The following is a 14,243-nucleotide window of genomic DNA, read 5'->3' on the forward strand; positions in this document are numbered from 1 at the left end:
ATTGATTTGAGTCTGTATCAAATACAATTGATCGTGAATTGAAACAGATTCAAAGCTTGATAAAAAACCTCTCCAATAGGAGAGGTTTTTTTATCTTTTTATTTTGTGCTAAATAGTGGGAGTGAAGAATGTGCTTGATCAGCCTTTTAAGAAGAGCCAATAATTAAAGACAACAAGCCTGCTGCAATCAGCGGGCCCACAGGGACACCACGCAGCAGTGCAACACCTGCCACAGTGCCAATTAAAAGTCCTGCAACCACATTGGGTTGATTGGCCATTAAGGTCACACCCCGACCACCTAGCCATGCCACGAATAATCCAATTGCCACAGCGACCAAAGATTTCCAGCTCATAAAGGATTTTAAGATGTCATTGCCTGCAATTGCACCACTGGCGATCGGCGTCAGTACCCCGATGGTTAAAATAATAATCCCAATATTTAATCCATGTTGTTGCAACAGAGGGAAATAGGCGCTGAGCGGAGTAATTCTAAAGATGATCAGCACTGCTGCTGCAATGGTGACTGCTGTATTATGACTAAAAATGCCACATGCCAAAAGAATGATCAGTACGATCAAATTAAGATCTAAATGTGACATAAACCTGTTCCATGACTTACTTAATAAAGGGCTTGCTCGATATAATAGTTTAACTGATTCAATGCTAAAGTGCTGTACAGTTGCTTTTGCGACTTTTCAACTTGCTATTTGAGCTTGCTATGAAGAGCTGCTCAACCTTAACTTTATGCAGAATCATTTTTATTTCTTTTACTTATTGTTAGGCACGTTATGAATCTCGAAAAAATGTTGCAGTCCCAAGGTTTTGGTTCACGCAAAAACTGTCAACAGTTAATAAAAAATGGGGCAGTGCAGATTCAGGGCGAGGTGGTGACTGAACCTAAATTTAAGTTAAATTTAAATGAACTTGAATATTCGGTGTACGGTAAGTCATATCAATATCGTGAAAAGGTCTATATTGCGTTAAACAAGCCCGCAGGTTATGAATGCTCACATCAAGCAACGCATCATTTTAGTGTGTTTGAATTGTTCGATGATGTGTTGCTTGATCGCGGTTTACAGTGTGTAGGTCGACTTGATCAGGACACGACCGGGTTGTTATTACTCACCGATGATGGTCAGTTCTTGCAAGCGCTCACCCATCCGAAAAAGCATGTGCCTAAAGTGTATCGTATGCACACTGCAGACCCTGTTAACGATGAGCAATTAAAACAACTTGAACAGGGTGTGGAATTACACAATGAATCAGGTACCTTTGCCGCAACCAATGTGGAGCGACTGGCTGAACATGAATTACAAATGGCGATTCATCAAGGGGTCTATCATCAGGTAAAACGTATGTTGGCGGCAGTCGGAAACAAAGTTGAATCCTTACATCGTCAACAAATTGGACAACTTAAATTGCAAGATTTAGCTGAGGGTGAATGGATGTATTTGACTGAAACCCAAATCTGCGCAGCGAAAAATCAAATCAACTCTGAAGTAGCGGGCGAAGTCATTGCCATTTAAGCAAAGCCAAATTTTTATGGGCTAGGCACGTATATCCAAAAGCTGCTTTTGGTGATATTGAATCAATATAAACCAAAAGCATTCTTAATTTTACGCTTATCTATCGATTCGCCATTACACCCATTCAAAAGTTTATAAAAAGCAATGATAGGTTTGGAACTCGTTGTCCTTCACAAAACCCATTTGCTCATACAATGCTTGAGAGTGATAATTGGTTTTTTGCGTCTCTAAACTGATACGAATCGCATTGTCATGTCGTGCAAATAAAATCGCAGTATCAATTAACTGTTTCGCTGAACCTTGCCGACGATAAATCGGGGTGACATAGACATCATCTAAAATGTAATAACTTGAACATGCAACCGATGAAAAGCCTTTGTATAGCACCACAAATCCAGTAATTTGATCATCTTTAATGTGAATAAAAATCACACTTTCTTGATTGGAAAAACGTTGTTTGAGAAAGTTCAAAGACTGATTTGGGCTAGAAGATGCCCCATAGAATTGACGATATTCATCAAATAAGACAGATAATGTTTCTAAATCATCGGGCATTGCACGTCGGACGATCACAGTCTAGCTCCTTGCAGTTTTTATTGTATACAAGTGAGCTAAGCATAGATTGATGATTTATTGGAAAATAAAGTGTTTAAAATTGCGACACTGTTAACTTTTGTCAGTTATGCCTAGCTTTTGTCACTCTCGCCTAGCAGGGCATTGAGTTCAGCAAAGAAATCGTCATCGTCCATTTCACGATCTTGGGCTTGGTCGGATTGAGTTTGATCTTGTTTTAATTTTTTTAACTTCAGCAACTGTTCCATGTTAATGCTTTGGTTCTCAATCGCAAAAGGAATAGACTTGGTTAGCACCACTTGTTTAAAAAACAAACGCACTGCTTGCGCCGGTGTAATCCCCAACTGTTTAAACACCGCAAAAGCATGTTTCTTTTCGAGTGAGTCAAGTCGGACTTGATAAACTTCTGTTTTTCTCATGAATACAACCAAACGACTTATTGTTTAAGATGCTATTTTAATCAAACTCAACCAAAATTCAATGTTTTAACGATAAAATAGTGGTTGAGTGTCATTACAACGCAATTATAGTGTCAATACTTGCTCAGAACAAAAATGCATGTCTTGCACCGTCACAGGATCTTTAAAGTCAATTTCTTTCGCAAGCAGTTGCAAAGGCGCACTAAAATCATCAGGTGCTTTATGCGTTACTTGCGGGTAGAACGGGTCGTTTTTAATGGGGATTTCGAGGTGATTGAGATGAACACGCAGTTGGTGTTGCTTACCTGTAGATGGTTTGAGTTCATATAGCGCATAGGTCTGATTATGTTCTAACAGTTGAATATGCGTATGCGTATTCGGCTGACCCTCATACACTTGCATCGTGTAGAAAGGATTACCTTTATCCATGCGCAAGTGCAAATCAAGCGGGAAATTTAAATCGCGACAGTAACCCGCAATGGCATGATAAATTTTTTGAACTCTACGTTCAGCAAATAACTGCTGATACGCCCCTCGAGTTTCAACACGCTTTGAAAAAAGCACCACTCCAGCGGTTTCCCGATCTAAACGATGAATCGGTGTAAGTTCAGCATTACCTGTACTTTTCTTTAAACGAACCAATAAAGTTTCTTGTACATATTGTCCAGTTGGACTCATGGTTAAAAAGTGAGGCTTGTCGACCACCAGCAGATCATCATTTTCAAACAGAATTTTTTCTCGAAAAGGCACATGAATCTCATGGGCCAAAAACCGATAATAAAATAGATGTTGATTGGGGTGGTAACTGGAGTAAAGGCTGAGTTTTTGTCCGGATGAATCGAGAATCAAACCATCTTCAAAGCGTTGTTGCCATTCAAGTTTATCAATATGTTTGAAATGCTCAGATAAATATTCAAAAACGCTGTTTGGACATGGTTCACAATGGGGCAAAAACACTTTACTTGCCCCGACACCATCGATCATGGGCGGTTGAAAGCCTTGTATATTTGAGGAGTGATGCGTGTGATCTGATGCAGTGGATTCTGGGATGCGCGCAGTTTTTTGAAGAGAATGTTTAGACATGAAGGCCAAGTTTGAAACAGTGCATGAATGAAATATATTTGAGCAGTCTTCAATGAAAATGCCGTTCAACATAAGCGCGACATAGGTTTTCATCTATGGCAATGGTATCATAGTCCTTCGTTTGAATCATGTTGTGAGAGTTATGCAGTATTCATTTCAACTCAATTTGAATAATGAACAGGATACCCAAAAATTAGCGACATTTTTGGGGCAACATATTGCACAGGGCGTGATTTATCTGATCGGGGACTTAGGTGCGGGTAAAACGACCTTGACCCGTTATTGGTTGCAGAACTTAGGTCATCAAGGCGCCGTGAAAAGCCCGACTTACACCTTGGTTGAACCTTATAAAATCCAAGGTAAAGATGTATTTCACTTTGACTTATATCGCTTAAATGATCCTTATGAGCTTGAGTTAATGGGGATTCGTGATTATTTAGACATTGAAAACGCATTATTCTTATTTGAATGGCCATCGAAAGGTGGCGATGAAATTCCGCAAGCGAATGTGGTCATCAATATTGAAAAATCTGAACAAGATGATGTCCGTCAGGTGACATTGAATTTTGATTTATCCAGCTTTAACACCGCTTTAGAACAGTATTACCAAGGTTAATCTATGCAACGCGAAGAAATTAGTTCACGTCGAATTCATCATTTAAATCCTGCATTAGCCAATCAGATTGCAGCGGGTGAAGTGATTGAACGTCCTGCATCCGTGGTCAAAGAATTACTTGAAAATTCGATCGATGCAGGTGCGACTGAGCTGATTATTCGTGTAGAGCAAGGCGGCAGTACTTTAATCGAGATTATTGACAATGGTAAAGGCATACATCCTGAAGATTTGGCTTTGGCGGTGATGCGTCACGCCACCAGTAAAATTCAAACCTCAGAAGATTTACATGCTATTGTCAGCTTGGGTTTTCGGGGCGAGGCATTGGCGTCCATTGCTGCTGTATCGCGTTTAACCTTAATTAGCGCACAAGATGACTCAGGCATAGGGCATCAGGTTGAAGTCAATGGTACAGCGTTTGATCATCAAGAAATTCAACCCGTTGCCACACAACGTGGAACGCATATTCGAGTACAGGATTTATTTTTTAATGTGCCTGCTCGCCGTAAATTTTTAAAAAAGCCGACCACAGAATTTGGTCATATTGAAGAAATTGTGCGCCGTATGGCGTTGACACATTTTGATATTCGATTCGTATTAGAACACAATGGCAATATTCGTTTAAACCTACCCATTGCAGACAGTGGTGAGTTGCGTTTTCAGCGCGTGCAACAATTGCTTGGGCGTAACTTCACTGAAAATGCCTATTGGATCGATGCAGACAGTATCTCTATGCGTCTTTCAGGTTGGCTAGGTCATCCTTCGGATGCACGTGCGCAAGCCGATTTACAATATGTGTATGTGAATGGGCGAATTGTCAAAGACAAAACCATCTCTCATGCCTTGCGTATGGCCTATGAGGGTATTTTGCATGGTCACCAGCATTCAGCGTATTTATTATTTTTAGAAATTGATCCTGAAAATATTGATGTCAATGTACATCCGACCAAACATGAAATTCGTTTCTTAAATCAGCGTGAAGTGCATGAATTTGTACGTCATTATGCTAAAGAAACTTTATCTCAGTTTCAAACCGCATCAGCAGATTTAGCTTCAGCCATGAAAGTTAAAGATACAGCGCAAACTGACAAACCATCTATTCAACAACCCCGTTATCAAGAACAATTTCAGTTGCATAAAAACGCTTTAGATCAGCAGCCATCTTCAGTTTCGATGCAACACAATCAGTTAAAGCATGATGCACATGATCAAACAGATGCATTGCTGACGGATTTTAATAGCAGTCGACCGCAGTCGGTATCTTATACAGCACCATCGTCGTATCAAGCTTCAGGGCAGATGAGTAATGCACTCAAGTCTTATTTAGCCCCTTTGAAAGCGCAGCAAGATTTAGAACAAGGTGTTGCTGTAGAGCGTATTGCTGAAAAGGACGCTTTACAAAGTACTGCTACATCTAAAGTCGATGAATTTCCCCTTGGCGTTGCGATTGCACAATTACATGGTATTTACATCCTTGCACAGAATACGGAAGGGTTGATTATTGTCGATATGCATGCAGCGCATGAGCGAATATTGTTGCAACAAATGAAAATGGCGTGGGATAAACCTGAGTTTTGGATATCGCAACAGTTATTAATTCCAAAAGTGGTTTCAATTACCCGTATGCAGGCGATCCGTATTGAAGAACTCAAACCTCAATTAGAACGATTAGGTTTGGATATTGATCAATATGGTGATGAACAAGTGATTGTGCGTGGTGTGCCCGCCATTTTACATAAAGCGGATTTGGCAGCCTTAGTGAATGAATTGCTCAATGATTTAGATCCAAATGATCAAGCTCAGGCTTTACAGCAGAAACGCGATCAAATTTTAGCGGGTATGGCATGTCATGGTGCGGTGCGTGCGCATCGTTTACTCAGTTTGTCTGAGATGAATGCGTTACTGCGCCAAATGGAACAAACAGAATTTGCGAGTCAATGTAACCATGGTCGTCCAACTTGGCGTGCCTTTCCGTTGTCTCAATTAGATAAATTATTTGCTCGAGGAGAGTAGTTGTACATGTCAAATCAAATGCCTGTCATTAATTTAATGGGACCCACTGCAAGTGGTAAAACTGCATTGGCATGTGAACTCTATGATCGAGGCAATTTTGAAATTATTTCAGTCGATTCAGCACTGGTCTATCAAGATATGGACATCGGTTCAGCTAAACCGAGTAAAGAAGAGCAGGCACTTTATCCACATCATTTAATCGACATTATTACGCCATTGGAAGTCTATTCAGCCGCACAATTTGTCGATGACTCAACGAAGTTAATTGATCAAATTCACGCAAAAGGTAAAACGCCGATTTTGGTGGGCGGGACCATGCTGTATTTTAAAGCTCTGCTTGAAGGTCTTGCTGATAATTTGCCCAATGCTGATGAAAAAGTCCGTCAACACATTGAGCATGAAGCTGAACAAAACGGTTGGGAGTGGGTTTATGAAGAGTTAAAACGCGTCGATCCGCTGGCAGGTGAGCGTTTTAAAGTTTCAGATCGTCAACGGATTATTCGCGCACTTGAAGTGTACCGTTTAACGGGTCGTCCAATTACACAACTGCAATCAGAGCAACCTAAACAGACAGCATATCGTTACAATTTTCATAACTATGCTTTGCTGCCTGATCGGTTAGAATTACATGGACGAATTGAACAGCGTCTAAAAAAAATGTGGGAGATTGGATTTTTAAATGAAGTTGAGTCTCTGATTGAAAAATACAATTTAAACGAAAACCTTCCTTCTGCAAGATCAGTGGGTTACCGCCAAGCTTTAGATTTTCTTAAAAATAGTGACAGAAGTCACAAAAGCAAACTTGAAATGGAGGATAAAAGTTTATTTGCAACACGACAACTTGCAAAACGTCAATATACTTGGCTGCGTTCCTTGCAAGAAGCGCACACTTTTAAGACTTATTTAACGATAAAGCAAGCTCAAGAAGACTTGCGAAACTTACATGGATAAAGCAAAATTTAGCGACTGTCTTTTTATAAATTTTAATTGCAACATAAAGACAGTTTTTGCGCTGATTTTAAATTTTTTTTTGGAGTATAAAATGTCTAAAGGTCAAACTTTACAAGATCCGTTCTTAAATTCTCTCCGTAAAGAACGTATTCCTGTTTCTATCTTTCTTGTAAACGGTATCAAACTACAAGGTCATATCGAGTCTTTTGACCAATACGTTGTTTTATTAAAAAATACAGTAAGCCAAATGGTTTACAAACATGCGATTTCTACCGTTGTTCCTGCACGTAATCCACGCCCTGCTGGTGCACCTGCTGGCGCGCCTGCTGCTGGTCAAGGTGGCTTCGGTGGTCAAGGTGGCTTCGGTGGTCAAGGTGGCTTCGGTGGTCAAGGTGGCTTCGGTGGTCAAGGTGGCTTCGGTAGTCAAGGCGGCTTCGGTGGTCAACAAGGTGGTTTTGGCGGTCAACAAGGTGGTTTTGGTGGTCAAGGTTTTGGCGGTCAAGGTGGCTTCGGTGCTCAAGGTGGTTTCGGTGCTCCGTCTACACCTAGCTTTGATGGCGAACCAAAATTTGATGACGCTCAAGAAGACGAAAACAATCGTTAATTGATTGTTGATCACTCAATCCTTAAAGATTGTTGAAAAGACGCCCAATGGGCGTCTTTTTTTATTGTTGATGTATGAGTGATTGTCAAACATTAAAAAAGCCCACATCAGTGGACTTTTTTTAGCAAACGAAAAATTACTGTTGTTTTAAAGCAGGATCTTTTATTTCAACATAGGTGTTGGCCTTCAGTTCACGTAACCAACTATCAAGCTCTGCATCAAATTGACGTTCACCTAAAATTTGGCGCGCCATACGACGTTGATATTCTTTGGTCATGTCTTGTTGACGTGTATCGGTTACTTCTAAGATATGCCAACCAAATTGGCTTTCAAAAGGTTGACTGACTTTACCGACAGGGGAGCTTTGCATCACTTTATCAAACTCTGGCACCATCATGCCAGGTGTAACCCAACCTAAACTACCGCCATCACGTGCTGAGCCGGGATCGTTTGAGTAGGTTGCCGCAAAGGTACTGAAATCTCCACCCGCATTGATTCGGTTATAAATATTTTCAATGGTTTGTTTAGCGCTTTCAGGGGTTACCACTTCTGATGTTTTAATCAAAATGTGACGTGCTTTAAACTGAGGCACCAACGCTTTTTGATCATTAGATTTGCGATCAACCAACTTTAATACATGTACACCATCTTGCGCAGTGATTAATTCAGTGGTTTGACCCACATCAATTACACTGACACGTGCTGAAAGTTCAGTCGGGATGTCAGACAGTGAGCGATAGCCCATATCTGCACCATCCACTTTGATTTTACCTTTGCTGAACTGTTTCTCTAAACTTTTGACGTCGTTGTTATGTGCAAGTGCTGCTTTAATCTCTTTTGCAGTACTATTTAGCTCAGATGCTGAAGCTTCACCTGAAATACGCATATGCAGTACATGTGCTTGACCGCCAATCGCAGCTTGACCTTCGGGTGATTTTAGAAAGTTATCAACATCTTGGTCACTGATTTTAATCCGTGACATGACTTGTTGTTGGCGTAGGCGTTGAATCAGTAAATCATCTGCCACACGTTCTCGTAAGGTTTCATACGTTCCCGGAGCGATTTTATCGAGCTTTTGTTGAAAAGCTTCTAAGCTTTTAGCACCGGATTGATTTGCGACTTTTAATACCGCTTCATTCAAACTTTTTTCATCAGCTTGAATCGCATAGCGTTTAACTTGTTCGAGCTGTGCATTTTGGATAATCAGTTGGTTTAAAATTTGAGCCTGAAGAATATTCAGCGGAGGTGCTTCTTTTTTTTGTGCTTGTAATTGATGTTGAGCTTCAGCCACACTTTGGTCTAATTCACTTTGAAGAATTGCACTTTTACCTACGATCGCAACGACACGGTCGCTTACAGCAAAAGCTTGCACTGATGAAAACATCATCAGTGCAAGTGCTGTTGTTTTAAAAATTTGTTTTAAATTTCTTTTCTTCATTAATTCGTCCAATTTTGATTAACTTTATTAAATCCTAAAATGCGATCTTCTAATAGATTGCTAAGTTTACTGTTTAGACCACCCAATCCCTTTAAGGTGAATTCGACCATCACGTTACGACGTGGTTTAAAGTCGGCACTGTTGACATCATCGAGGTCATTATAGTGAGAGCGACCATAAACAGTCACACCCCAACAGCAAGATTCATAATTGACACCCAATAAAAATTCACGGGCAATACTGTTGTCCATATCATATTGAACATGACCCAATACACGCCAGTTGTCTTTTACAGGTTTAATGAAAGACGCTGTAATCTGATCGTATTTTTCTTGACGATCGGTTAACTCATTTCGGTAGAAATAACCGAGGTTGTATAAGCTGCCATGATCGGTGTTGTAATACACTTGGAAGTCACGTTGTGCTGTATCGCCATTTGACATCCACATGGAATTGGCATTCACAGTGATATTATCAGAAAGTTGGCTCGATAAGCTGACTACAGGACCGGTACGATCTTCAGTGTTGTATCTATCTGTACGGCTACTGTTTAAAGTGACTTTACGATCACTAAAGTAGTAACTTTGTCCCACACTGGCTTTTAAACGTTCTAAGCCAACGGTGTCGAATAAGCTATAACTCACACCAAGTGATAAGAAGTCGTTATCTTCTAAACGGTCATGACCATAGAAACGTTTGGCATTAAACAACTGATCATAGTTGAGTGATGCTGCTGATGAGTCAAAGTTTGGTGTATTGTCTTGGTTTTTATAAGGTGCATAGGCATAGAATGCACGCGGGGTAATCGTTTGAAGGAATTTACCTTCTTTTTCAAAGATTAAACCCGTATCTAAAGTAAATTGGGGTACAACCACCGAGGTGCTTTTTGAATTTGCACTAAAGTTGTTTGGATTGCTTGGGTCGGTTTGATCAACAATGTCTTGGTCATAGCTGGTATGTAAACTACGAACGGATGCTTCAGGAATCACAAAGCCCCAAGGTTTACGGAAGTTATAACGTGCTGCAAACTCATTATAAAAACGCGTACCATTGGGCTCTGCATGATCCTTACGAGGATCTAAACCATCGAAATCATTAATCGTTTTTTTGAAATAAGCAGTATCGTTGTTAAATTCATATTCAAAACCTTGAACATCACCACCAACGTAGTTGACCAATAGTTGTGGTAAACGACCATAAGGGCGATCTACATCGTCTACTTCACGATTTAAGGTTTGGAAATCTTCAGCTTTAAGTTTAGCGGTGAGTCCAGGAATGCCGTGCGCATAATTGATCTCCCAAGCACGGCGTTGGTTCATTCGAACACGTTCTGAAGGGTCATCGCCTAAATCATTATAATAATCTTTGTCTGAGATATAGTTATAATCAACATTGGTCGACCACTGATCATTAATTTGCCATTCATGTAATAAATGGAATTCAGAACGATCTTCATTGTTCATGCGCGAGTCAGACGGTAAGTATCCGCCCCACATGATGCCTTTACCGTAATTTTCTGTTAAATAACGGAATTGACCTTCTGCCATCATGCCACGTCCACCTAAGAAACGCGGCGCAATGATGGCATCATAATTCGGTGCTAAATTTAAATAAACAGGAACTGTTAAATCTAGACCCCCGTTATTGTTCCAGCCCAGCGAAGGGTTCACGATCCCGGAGATTCGACGATTATCTGTCGGGAAATTGAAATAAGGCACAGCAAGCACAGGCTTGTCTTTGATATAAAGTTTAGTCCCTTTTGTTGTTCCTCGACCTGAATCTTGATCAATTTTAATTTCATCCGCTTGGATGTGCCAAATCGGCTTTTCTTCAGGCGGGCAGGTGCTATAGGTGGCATTTTTAAGTACTAAAACGCTTGGGGAAGTACGTTCAATGCGGTCGGCATGACCATGACCATTGGTCCCTTCAGAGATATAGTAGCTGTTATTTAATTCGCCGGTTTGTGTTTGTAAGTTGTAGTTAATTTCATCACTTTGAGCGATTAAACCCGACTGTGCCATTTGCACATTGCCTTTGGCTCTGGCGTGGGTCTGAGTTTTGTCGATGGTGACGCTATCGGCTTTCACCATTCGACCGGCTTGATCAATGACTACATTGCCTTGCAGGGTTGAGTCACCGTTCGGGTTGTAATAACCATCATCTGCGGTAATCACAGACGTGGTTTTTTCAGGATCTGCAGCCTTGGTTTCTGGGCTAATCGGCGTAATCCAAGAGTTTTGGCAGTATTTTGCGAAAGCAGCATTGCTGTTACGTTGACGCACTTCAGGGGCGTCATTACTCACATAATACTGTTTGAAGAATTTTTGACCAGGGTAACTTTCATTCACCACTGATTTAAGCTTTTGATTGTCAACGTCACTAGCAGGCTGGATGGATTCGGCATAGCTTGATACGGTGCTTCCGCAAAGTAATGTCAATATAGCAGTCGCTAAAGGATTGAATTTAAACTGATGCTTCATTTCTCTCACTAACCCAGTTTTGCAGATCGCAATTATTTACTGCTACATGATAGAGAAAAAACTGATTAGTGGCTACACTTAGTGCTTTAAATATTCAGCCTGTACTAGAATTTATAGCTAATGAATACACAACGTGAAAACTTAATCCAAGCATGGATTGCATCTGTACTTCAATCTGAGCAATTTGAAATCAATTTTCTTGCAGGGGACGCAAGTTTTCGTCGCTACGCACGTATTAAACTTAATAATAAAACCTATATGCTCATGGACGCGCCACCTGAAAAAGAAGATTGTGCTCCCTTTGTTATGATTGATGAATTTTTTGATCAACACGGTGTGCGTGTACCGCATATCATTGCCAAAAATCTAGAACAGGGTTTTCTGTTGTTAGAGGATTTTGGTGATGTGGTGTTGTCTACTTTACTAAATGAACAAACGGTTGATGCACATTACAGCCAAAGTTTTAAACAGTTGATTCAATTGCAATCGATTGATGGTTCAGCACAGTTGCCTGCTTATTCCTATGAAAAATTAATCAGTGAAATGGAGTTGCTGACGGATTGGTTATTGCCATCGTTACATATTCAGCCTACGTCAGAGCAATCCGCTTTAATCAAACGCACATTCGCTATTCTTGCCAATGCAGCAGTGGCACAACCGCAAGTGATTGTGCATCGTGATTTTCATAGTCGTAATCTGATGATTATTGAAGGTGAACAAGAGCAAGGTGTGATTGATTTTCAAGATGCGGTGATTGGTGCGGATACCTATGATTTGATTTCAATCACCCGTGATGCCTACGTGCAGTGGAATGCCGATCGAGTCTATACATGGTTTAAGCAGTTCTATGACCTGTTGCCTGACACTGCAAAACAAGACCGTGATTTTGAGCAATTTAAAAAAGATGCGGATCTCATGGCGATTCAGCGCCATATTAAAATTCTCGGGATTTTTGTACGTTTGTTTGAACGAGATGGGAAGTCAGGTTACCTCAAAGATTTACCCCGCGTGATGTGGTATTTGCTTGAGGAAAGTAAACCCTACGCTGAACTTGCACCATTTATGCAGTTCATTCGTGAAACGGTATTGCCAAAATTTGAAGAAAAATTTGGTCGTTACGAGGTGGTTGCATAATGAAAGCCATGATTCTTGCTGCAGGCTTGGGTAATCGGATGCGTCCACTGACGCTGTATACACCAAAGCCGCTTTTAGAAGTGGGCGGAAAACCGCTTATTGTTTGGCATATTGAAAAGCTTAAACAGATCGGGGTGACTGAGATTGTCATTAACTCAGCTTGGCTTGCAGATAAACTCATTGGTAGCTTGGGCGAAGGTTCTCAATTTGGTGTACGGATTTTATGGACACGTGAAGAAGAGGGGTTGGAAACCGCAGGGGGCATTATTAACGCATTACCACTTTTAGGTACAGAACCTTTTATTTTGGTAAATGGTGATGTGTGGACCACCATGGATTTTGCGCCCCTGTTAAATGTAGATTTACAGCAGGATTTGGCACATTTGATCTTTGTGCCGAATCCCCAACAACATCCCAAAGGTGATTTTACTTTGCTTGGTGGTCGTGCTTATACATTCGATCAAGACAAGCAAGGCGAAAACCTGACCTATAGCGGTGTTGCAGTGATTCATCCCAAAATGTTTGATGGGCTGGATGCGGGCAAGCGTCCACTTGCACCACTGCTCAAGCAAGCTATGCTAGAGGGTAAAATCTCGGCTGAAAAAATGCAAGGTGAGTGGGTGGATGTTGGAACGCCTGAACGATTGACTAAACTAGATTTGCAAATTCGTGAGGGCTTCTTTGCCTAACTGTGTAAAGACTAAGCATTAAATGATGTTCCACGGAGCATAAATGGGTATACTTTGGTTTAAATTTTACTAAGATGTTACCCGTTTATGCATCCTTTTTTTCAAGACTTACAACAAGGTAGTCAAAAACTTGGTTTAACACTAAGTGATGAGGCGCTTAATTTATTACTCAAGTATCAAGATGCGTTGGTCTTGTGGAATAAAGCATATAACTTAACAGCGATTCGTGATCCGAAAGAAATGTTGGTAAAACATTTATTGGATAGTTTAAGTATTTTGAAAGACTTACCAGAAGGTCGTTTGCTTGATATTGGTACAGGCGGTGGTATGCCGGGCATGATCATTGCGCTTTGTCAGCCTGAACGTCAATGTGTATTGCTAGATTCGAACGGTAAAAAGATTCGTTTTTTAAAGCAGTTTATTGCAGATTTAAAACTCAAAAATGTGGTTGCCGTGCAAACCCGTGTTGAAAATGTCGACAGTATCAATGAGCTGGGCAAGTTTGACGTGATTACCAGTCGCGCATTTGCATCATTGACTGACTTTATTGCGGCTTCACGCCCATTTATGCATGAAAACAGTATCATTGCCTCGATGAAAGGATTAATTCCTGAAGAAGAAGTTGAGCAACATAAAAATGAATTTAGTTGCGAGATTATTGCTTTAACTGTTCCACGGTTAGATGAACAACGCCATTTACTTTTATTAAAACAGATTTAA

At 40.6% G+C, this 14,243-nt stretch carries 14 protein-coding genes; 8 read left to right on the plus strand and 6 right to left on the minus strand.

Features of this window, described 5'->3' with window-relative positions; all coding sequences use genetic code 11:
• Nucleotides 1–146: 146 nt before the first annotated feature.
• The gene (locus G8D99_RS05915) at nucleotides 147–599 is read right to left on the minus strand and encodes a DUF441 domain-containing protein (protein ID WP_166323512.1); all 453 of its coding nucleotides are present in this window, start codon (nucleotides 597–599) and stop codon (nucleotides 147–149) included.
• Between the two features lie 189 nt (nucleotides 600–788).
• Here G8D99_RS05915 and G8D99_RS05920 point away from each other — a divergent pair, with 189 nt between their 5' ends.
• Nucleotides 789–1,526, plus strand: a complete 738-nt coding sequence (locus tag G8D99_RS05920; RefSeq protein WP_166323514.1) for a pseudouridine synthase — start codon at nucleotides 789–791, stop codon at nucleotides 1,524–1,526.
• 132 nt (nucleotides 1,527–1,658) lie between these two features.
• Here G8D99_RS05920 and G8D99_RS05925 read toward each other — a convergent pair whose 3' ends face one another.
• The 3 genes from G8D99_RS05925 to G8D99_RS05935 form a co-directional block, all read right to left on the minus strand.
• Nucleotides 1,659–2,099 (minus strand): GNAT family N-acetyltransferase, encoded by a 441-nt coding sequence (locus G8D99_RS05925; RefSeq protein ID WP_166323516.1) that lies wholly within the window; start codon nucleotides 2,097–2,099, stop codon nucleotides 1,659–1,661.
• A gap of 113 nt (nucleotides 2,100–2,212) precedes the next feature.
• Nucleotides 2,213–2,518, minus strand: coding sequence for a type II toxin-antitoxin system RelB/DinJ family antitoxin (locus G8D99_RS05930; protein WP_166323518.1), 306 nt, complete (start codon nucleotides 2,516–2,518; stop codon nucleotides 2,213–2,215).
• Between the two features lie 105 nt (nucleotides 2,519–2,623).
• Entirely contained in the window at nucleotides 2,624–3,502 is an 879-nt protein-coding gene (locus tag G8D99_RS05935) for a pseudouridine synthase (RefSeq protein ID WP_166327575.1), read from the minus strand.
• Between the two features lie 241 nt (nucleotides 3,503–3,743).
• Here G8D99_RS05935 and tsaE point away from each other — a divergent pair, with 241 nt between their 5' ends.
• The 4 genes from tsaE to hfq all read left to right on the plus strand — a co-directional run bounded on the left by tsaE (nucleotide 3,744) and on the right by hfq (nucleotide 7,782).
• Nucleotides 3,744–4,217 (plus strand): tRNA (adenosine(37)-N6)-threonylcarbamoyltransferase complex ATPase subunit type 1 TsaE, encoded by a 474-nt coding sequence (gene tsaE / locus G8D99_RS05940; protein ID WP_166323520.1) that lies wholly within the window; start codon nucleotides 3,744–3,746, stop codon nucleotides 4,215–4,217.
• A gap of 3 nt (nucleotides 4,218–4,220) precedes the next feature.
• Complete coding sequence (gene mutL, locus G8D99_RS05945) at nucleotides 4,221–6,227, plus strand: DNA mismatch repair endonuclease MutL (RefSeq protein ID WP_166323522.1); 2,007 nt, start codon at nucleotides 4,221–4,223, stop codon at nucleotides 6,225–6,227.
• 6 nt (nucleotides 6,228–6,233) lie between these two features.
• Complete coding sequence (gene miaA / locus G8D99_RS05950; RefSeq protein WP_166323524.1) at nucleotides 6,234–7,178, plus strand: tRNA (adenosine(37)-N6)-dimethylallyltransferase MiaA; 945 nt, start codon at nucleotides 6,234–6,236, stop codon at nucleotides 7,176–7,178.
• A gap of 91 nt (nucleotides 7,179–7,269) precedes the next feature.
• On the plus strand, nucleotides 7,270–7,782 hold the full coding sequence (hfq, locus tag G8D99_RS05955; protein ID WP_196782901.1) for an RNA chaperone Hfq: 513 nt from the start codon (nucleotides 7,270–7,272) through the stop codon (nucleotides 7,780–7,782).
• 136 nt (nucleotides 7,783–7,918) lie between these two features.
• On the opposite strand, the gene G8D99_RS05960 is transcribed toward hfq, so the two are convergent.
• Both G8D99_RS05960 and G8D99_RS05965 read right to left on the minus strand, forming a co-directional pair.
• On the minus strand, nucleotides 7,919–9,220 hold the full coding sequence (locus G8D99_RS05960) for a peptidylprolyl isomerase (protein ID WP_166323528.1): 1,302 nt from the start codon (nucleotides 9,218–9,220) through the stop codon (nucleotides 7,919–7,921).
• Entirely contained in the window at nucleotides 9,220–11,700 is a 2,481-nt protein-coding gene (locus G8D99_RS05965; RefSeq protein ID WP_166323530.1) for an LPS-assembly protein LptD, read from the minus strand. The genes G8D99_RS05960 and G8D99_RS05965 overlap by 1 nt, the downstream gene beginning before the upstream one ends.
• A gap of 120 nt (nucleotides 11,701–11,820) precedes the next feature.
• On the opposite strand from G8D99_RS05965, the gene G8D99_RS05970 reads away from it, so the two are divergent.
• From G8D99_RS05970 to rsmG, 3 genes are all read left to right on the plus strand, one after another.
• Nucleotides 11,821–12,834, plus strand: a complete 1,014-nt coding sequence (locus G8D99_RS05970) for an aminoglycoside phosphotransferase family protein (protein WP_166323532.1) — start codon at nucleotides 11,821–11,823, stop codon at nucleotides 12,832–12,834.
• Complete coding sequence (murU, locus tag G8D99_RS05975; protein WP_166323534.1) at nucleotides 12,834–13,523, plus strand: N-acetylmuramate alpha-1-phosphate uridylyltransferase MurU; 690 nt, start codon at nucleotides 12,834–12,836, stop codon at nucleotides 13,521–13,523. Before G8D99_RS05970 ends, murU begins: the two co-directional genes overlap by 1 nt.
• An 87-nt stretch (nucleotides 13,524–13,610) precedes the next feature.
• Nucleotides 13,611–14,243, plus strand: coding sequence for a 16S rRNA (guanine(527)-N(7))-methyltransferase RsmG (rsmG, locus tag G8D99_RS05980; RefSeq protein WP_166323536.1), 633 nt, complete (start codon nucleotides 13,611–13,613; stop codon nucleotides 14,241–14,243).

It is taken from the genome of Acinetobacter lanii (genome assembly GCF_011578285.1).
Lineage (GTDB): Bacteria > Pseudomonadota > Gammaproteobacteria > Pseudomonadales > Moraxellaceae > Acinetobacter > Acinetobacter lanii.

What these genes read in the sequence shown, in the direction of transcription:
- G8D99_RS05915 (WP_166323512.1), bottom strand. Translation starts at nt 599, where the DNA reads ATGTCACATTTAGATCTTAATTTGATCGTACTGATCATTCTTTTGGCA.
- G8D99_RS05920 (WP_166323514.1), top strand. Translation starts at nt 789, where the DNA reads ATGAATCTCGAAAAAATGTTGCAGTCCCAAGGTTTTGGTTCACGCAAA.
- G8D99_RS05930 (WP_166323518.1), bottom strand. Translation starts at nt 2,518, where the DNA reads ATGAGAAAAACAGAAGTTTATCAAGTCCGACTTGACTCACTCGAAAAG.
- G8D99_RS05935 (WP_166327575.1), bottom strand. Translation starts at nt 3,502, where the DNA reads ATGATCGATGGTGTCGGGGCAAGTAAAGTGTTTTTGCCCCATTGTGAA.
- tsaE (WP_166323520.1), top strand. Translation starts at nt 3,744, where the DNA reads ATGCAGTATTCATTTCAACTCAATTTGAATAATGAACAGGATACCCAA.
- mutL (WP_166323522.1), top strand. Translation starts at nt 4,221, where the DNA reads ATGCAACGCGAAGAAATTAGTTCACGTCGAATTCATCATTTAAATCCT.
- miaA (WP_166323524.1), top strand. Translation starts at nt 6,234, where the DNA reads ATGTCAAATCAAATGCCTGTCATTAATTTAATGGGACCCACTGCAAGT.
- hfq (WP_196782901.1), top strand. Translation starts at nt 7,270, where the DNA reads ATGTCTAAAGGTCAAACTTTACAAGATCCGTTCTTAAATTCTCTCCGT.
- G8D99_RS05960 (WP_166323528.1), bottom strand. Translation starts at nt 9,220, where the DNA reads ATGAAGAAAAGAAATTTAAAACAAATTTTTAAAACAACAGCACTTGCA.
- G8D99_RS05965 (WP_166323530.1), bottom strand. Translation starts at nt 11,700, where the DNA reads ATGAAGCATCAGTTTAAATTCAATCCTTTAGCGACTGCTATATTGACA.
- G8D99_RS05970 (WP_166323532.1), top strand. Translation starts at nt 11,821, where the DNA reads ATGAATACACAACGTGAAAACTTAATCCAAGCATGGATTGCATCTGTA.
- murU (WP_166323534.1), top strand. Translation starts at nt 12,834, where the DNA reads ATGAAAGCCATGATTCTTGCTGCAGGCTTGGGTAATCGGATGCGTCCA.
- rsmG (WP_166323536.1), top strand. Translation starts at nt 13,611, where the DNA reads ATGCATCCTTTTTTTCAAGACTTACAACAAGGTAGTCAAAAACTTGGT.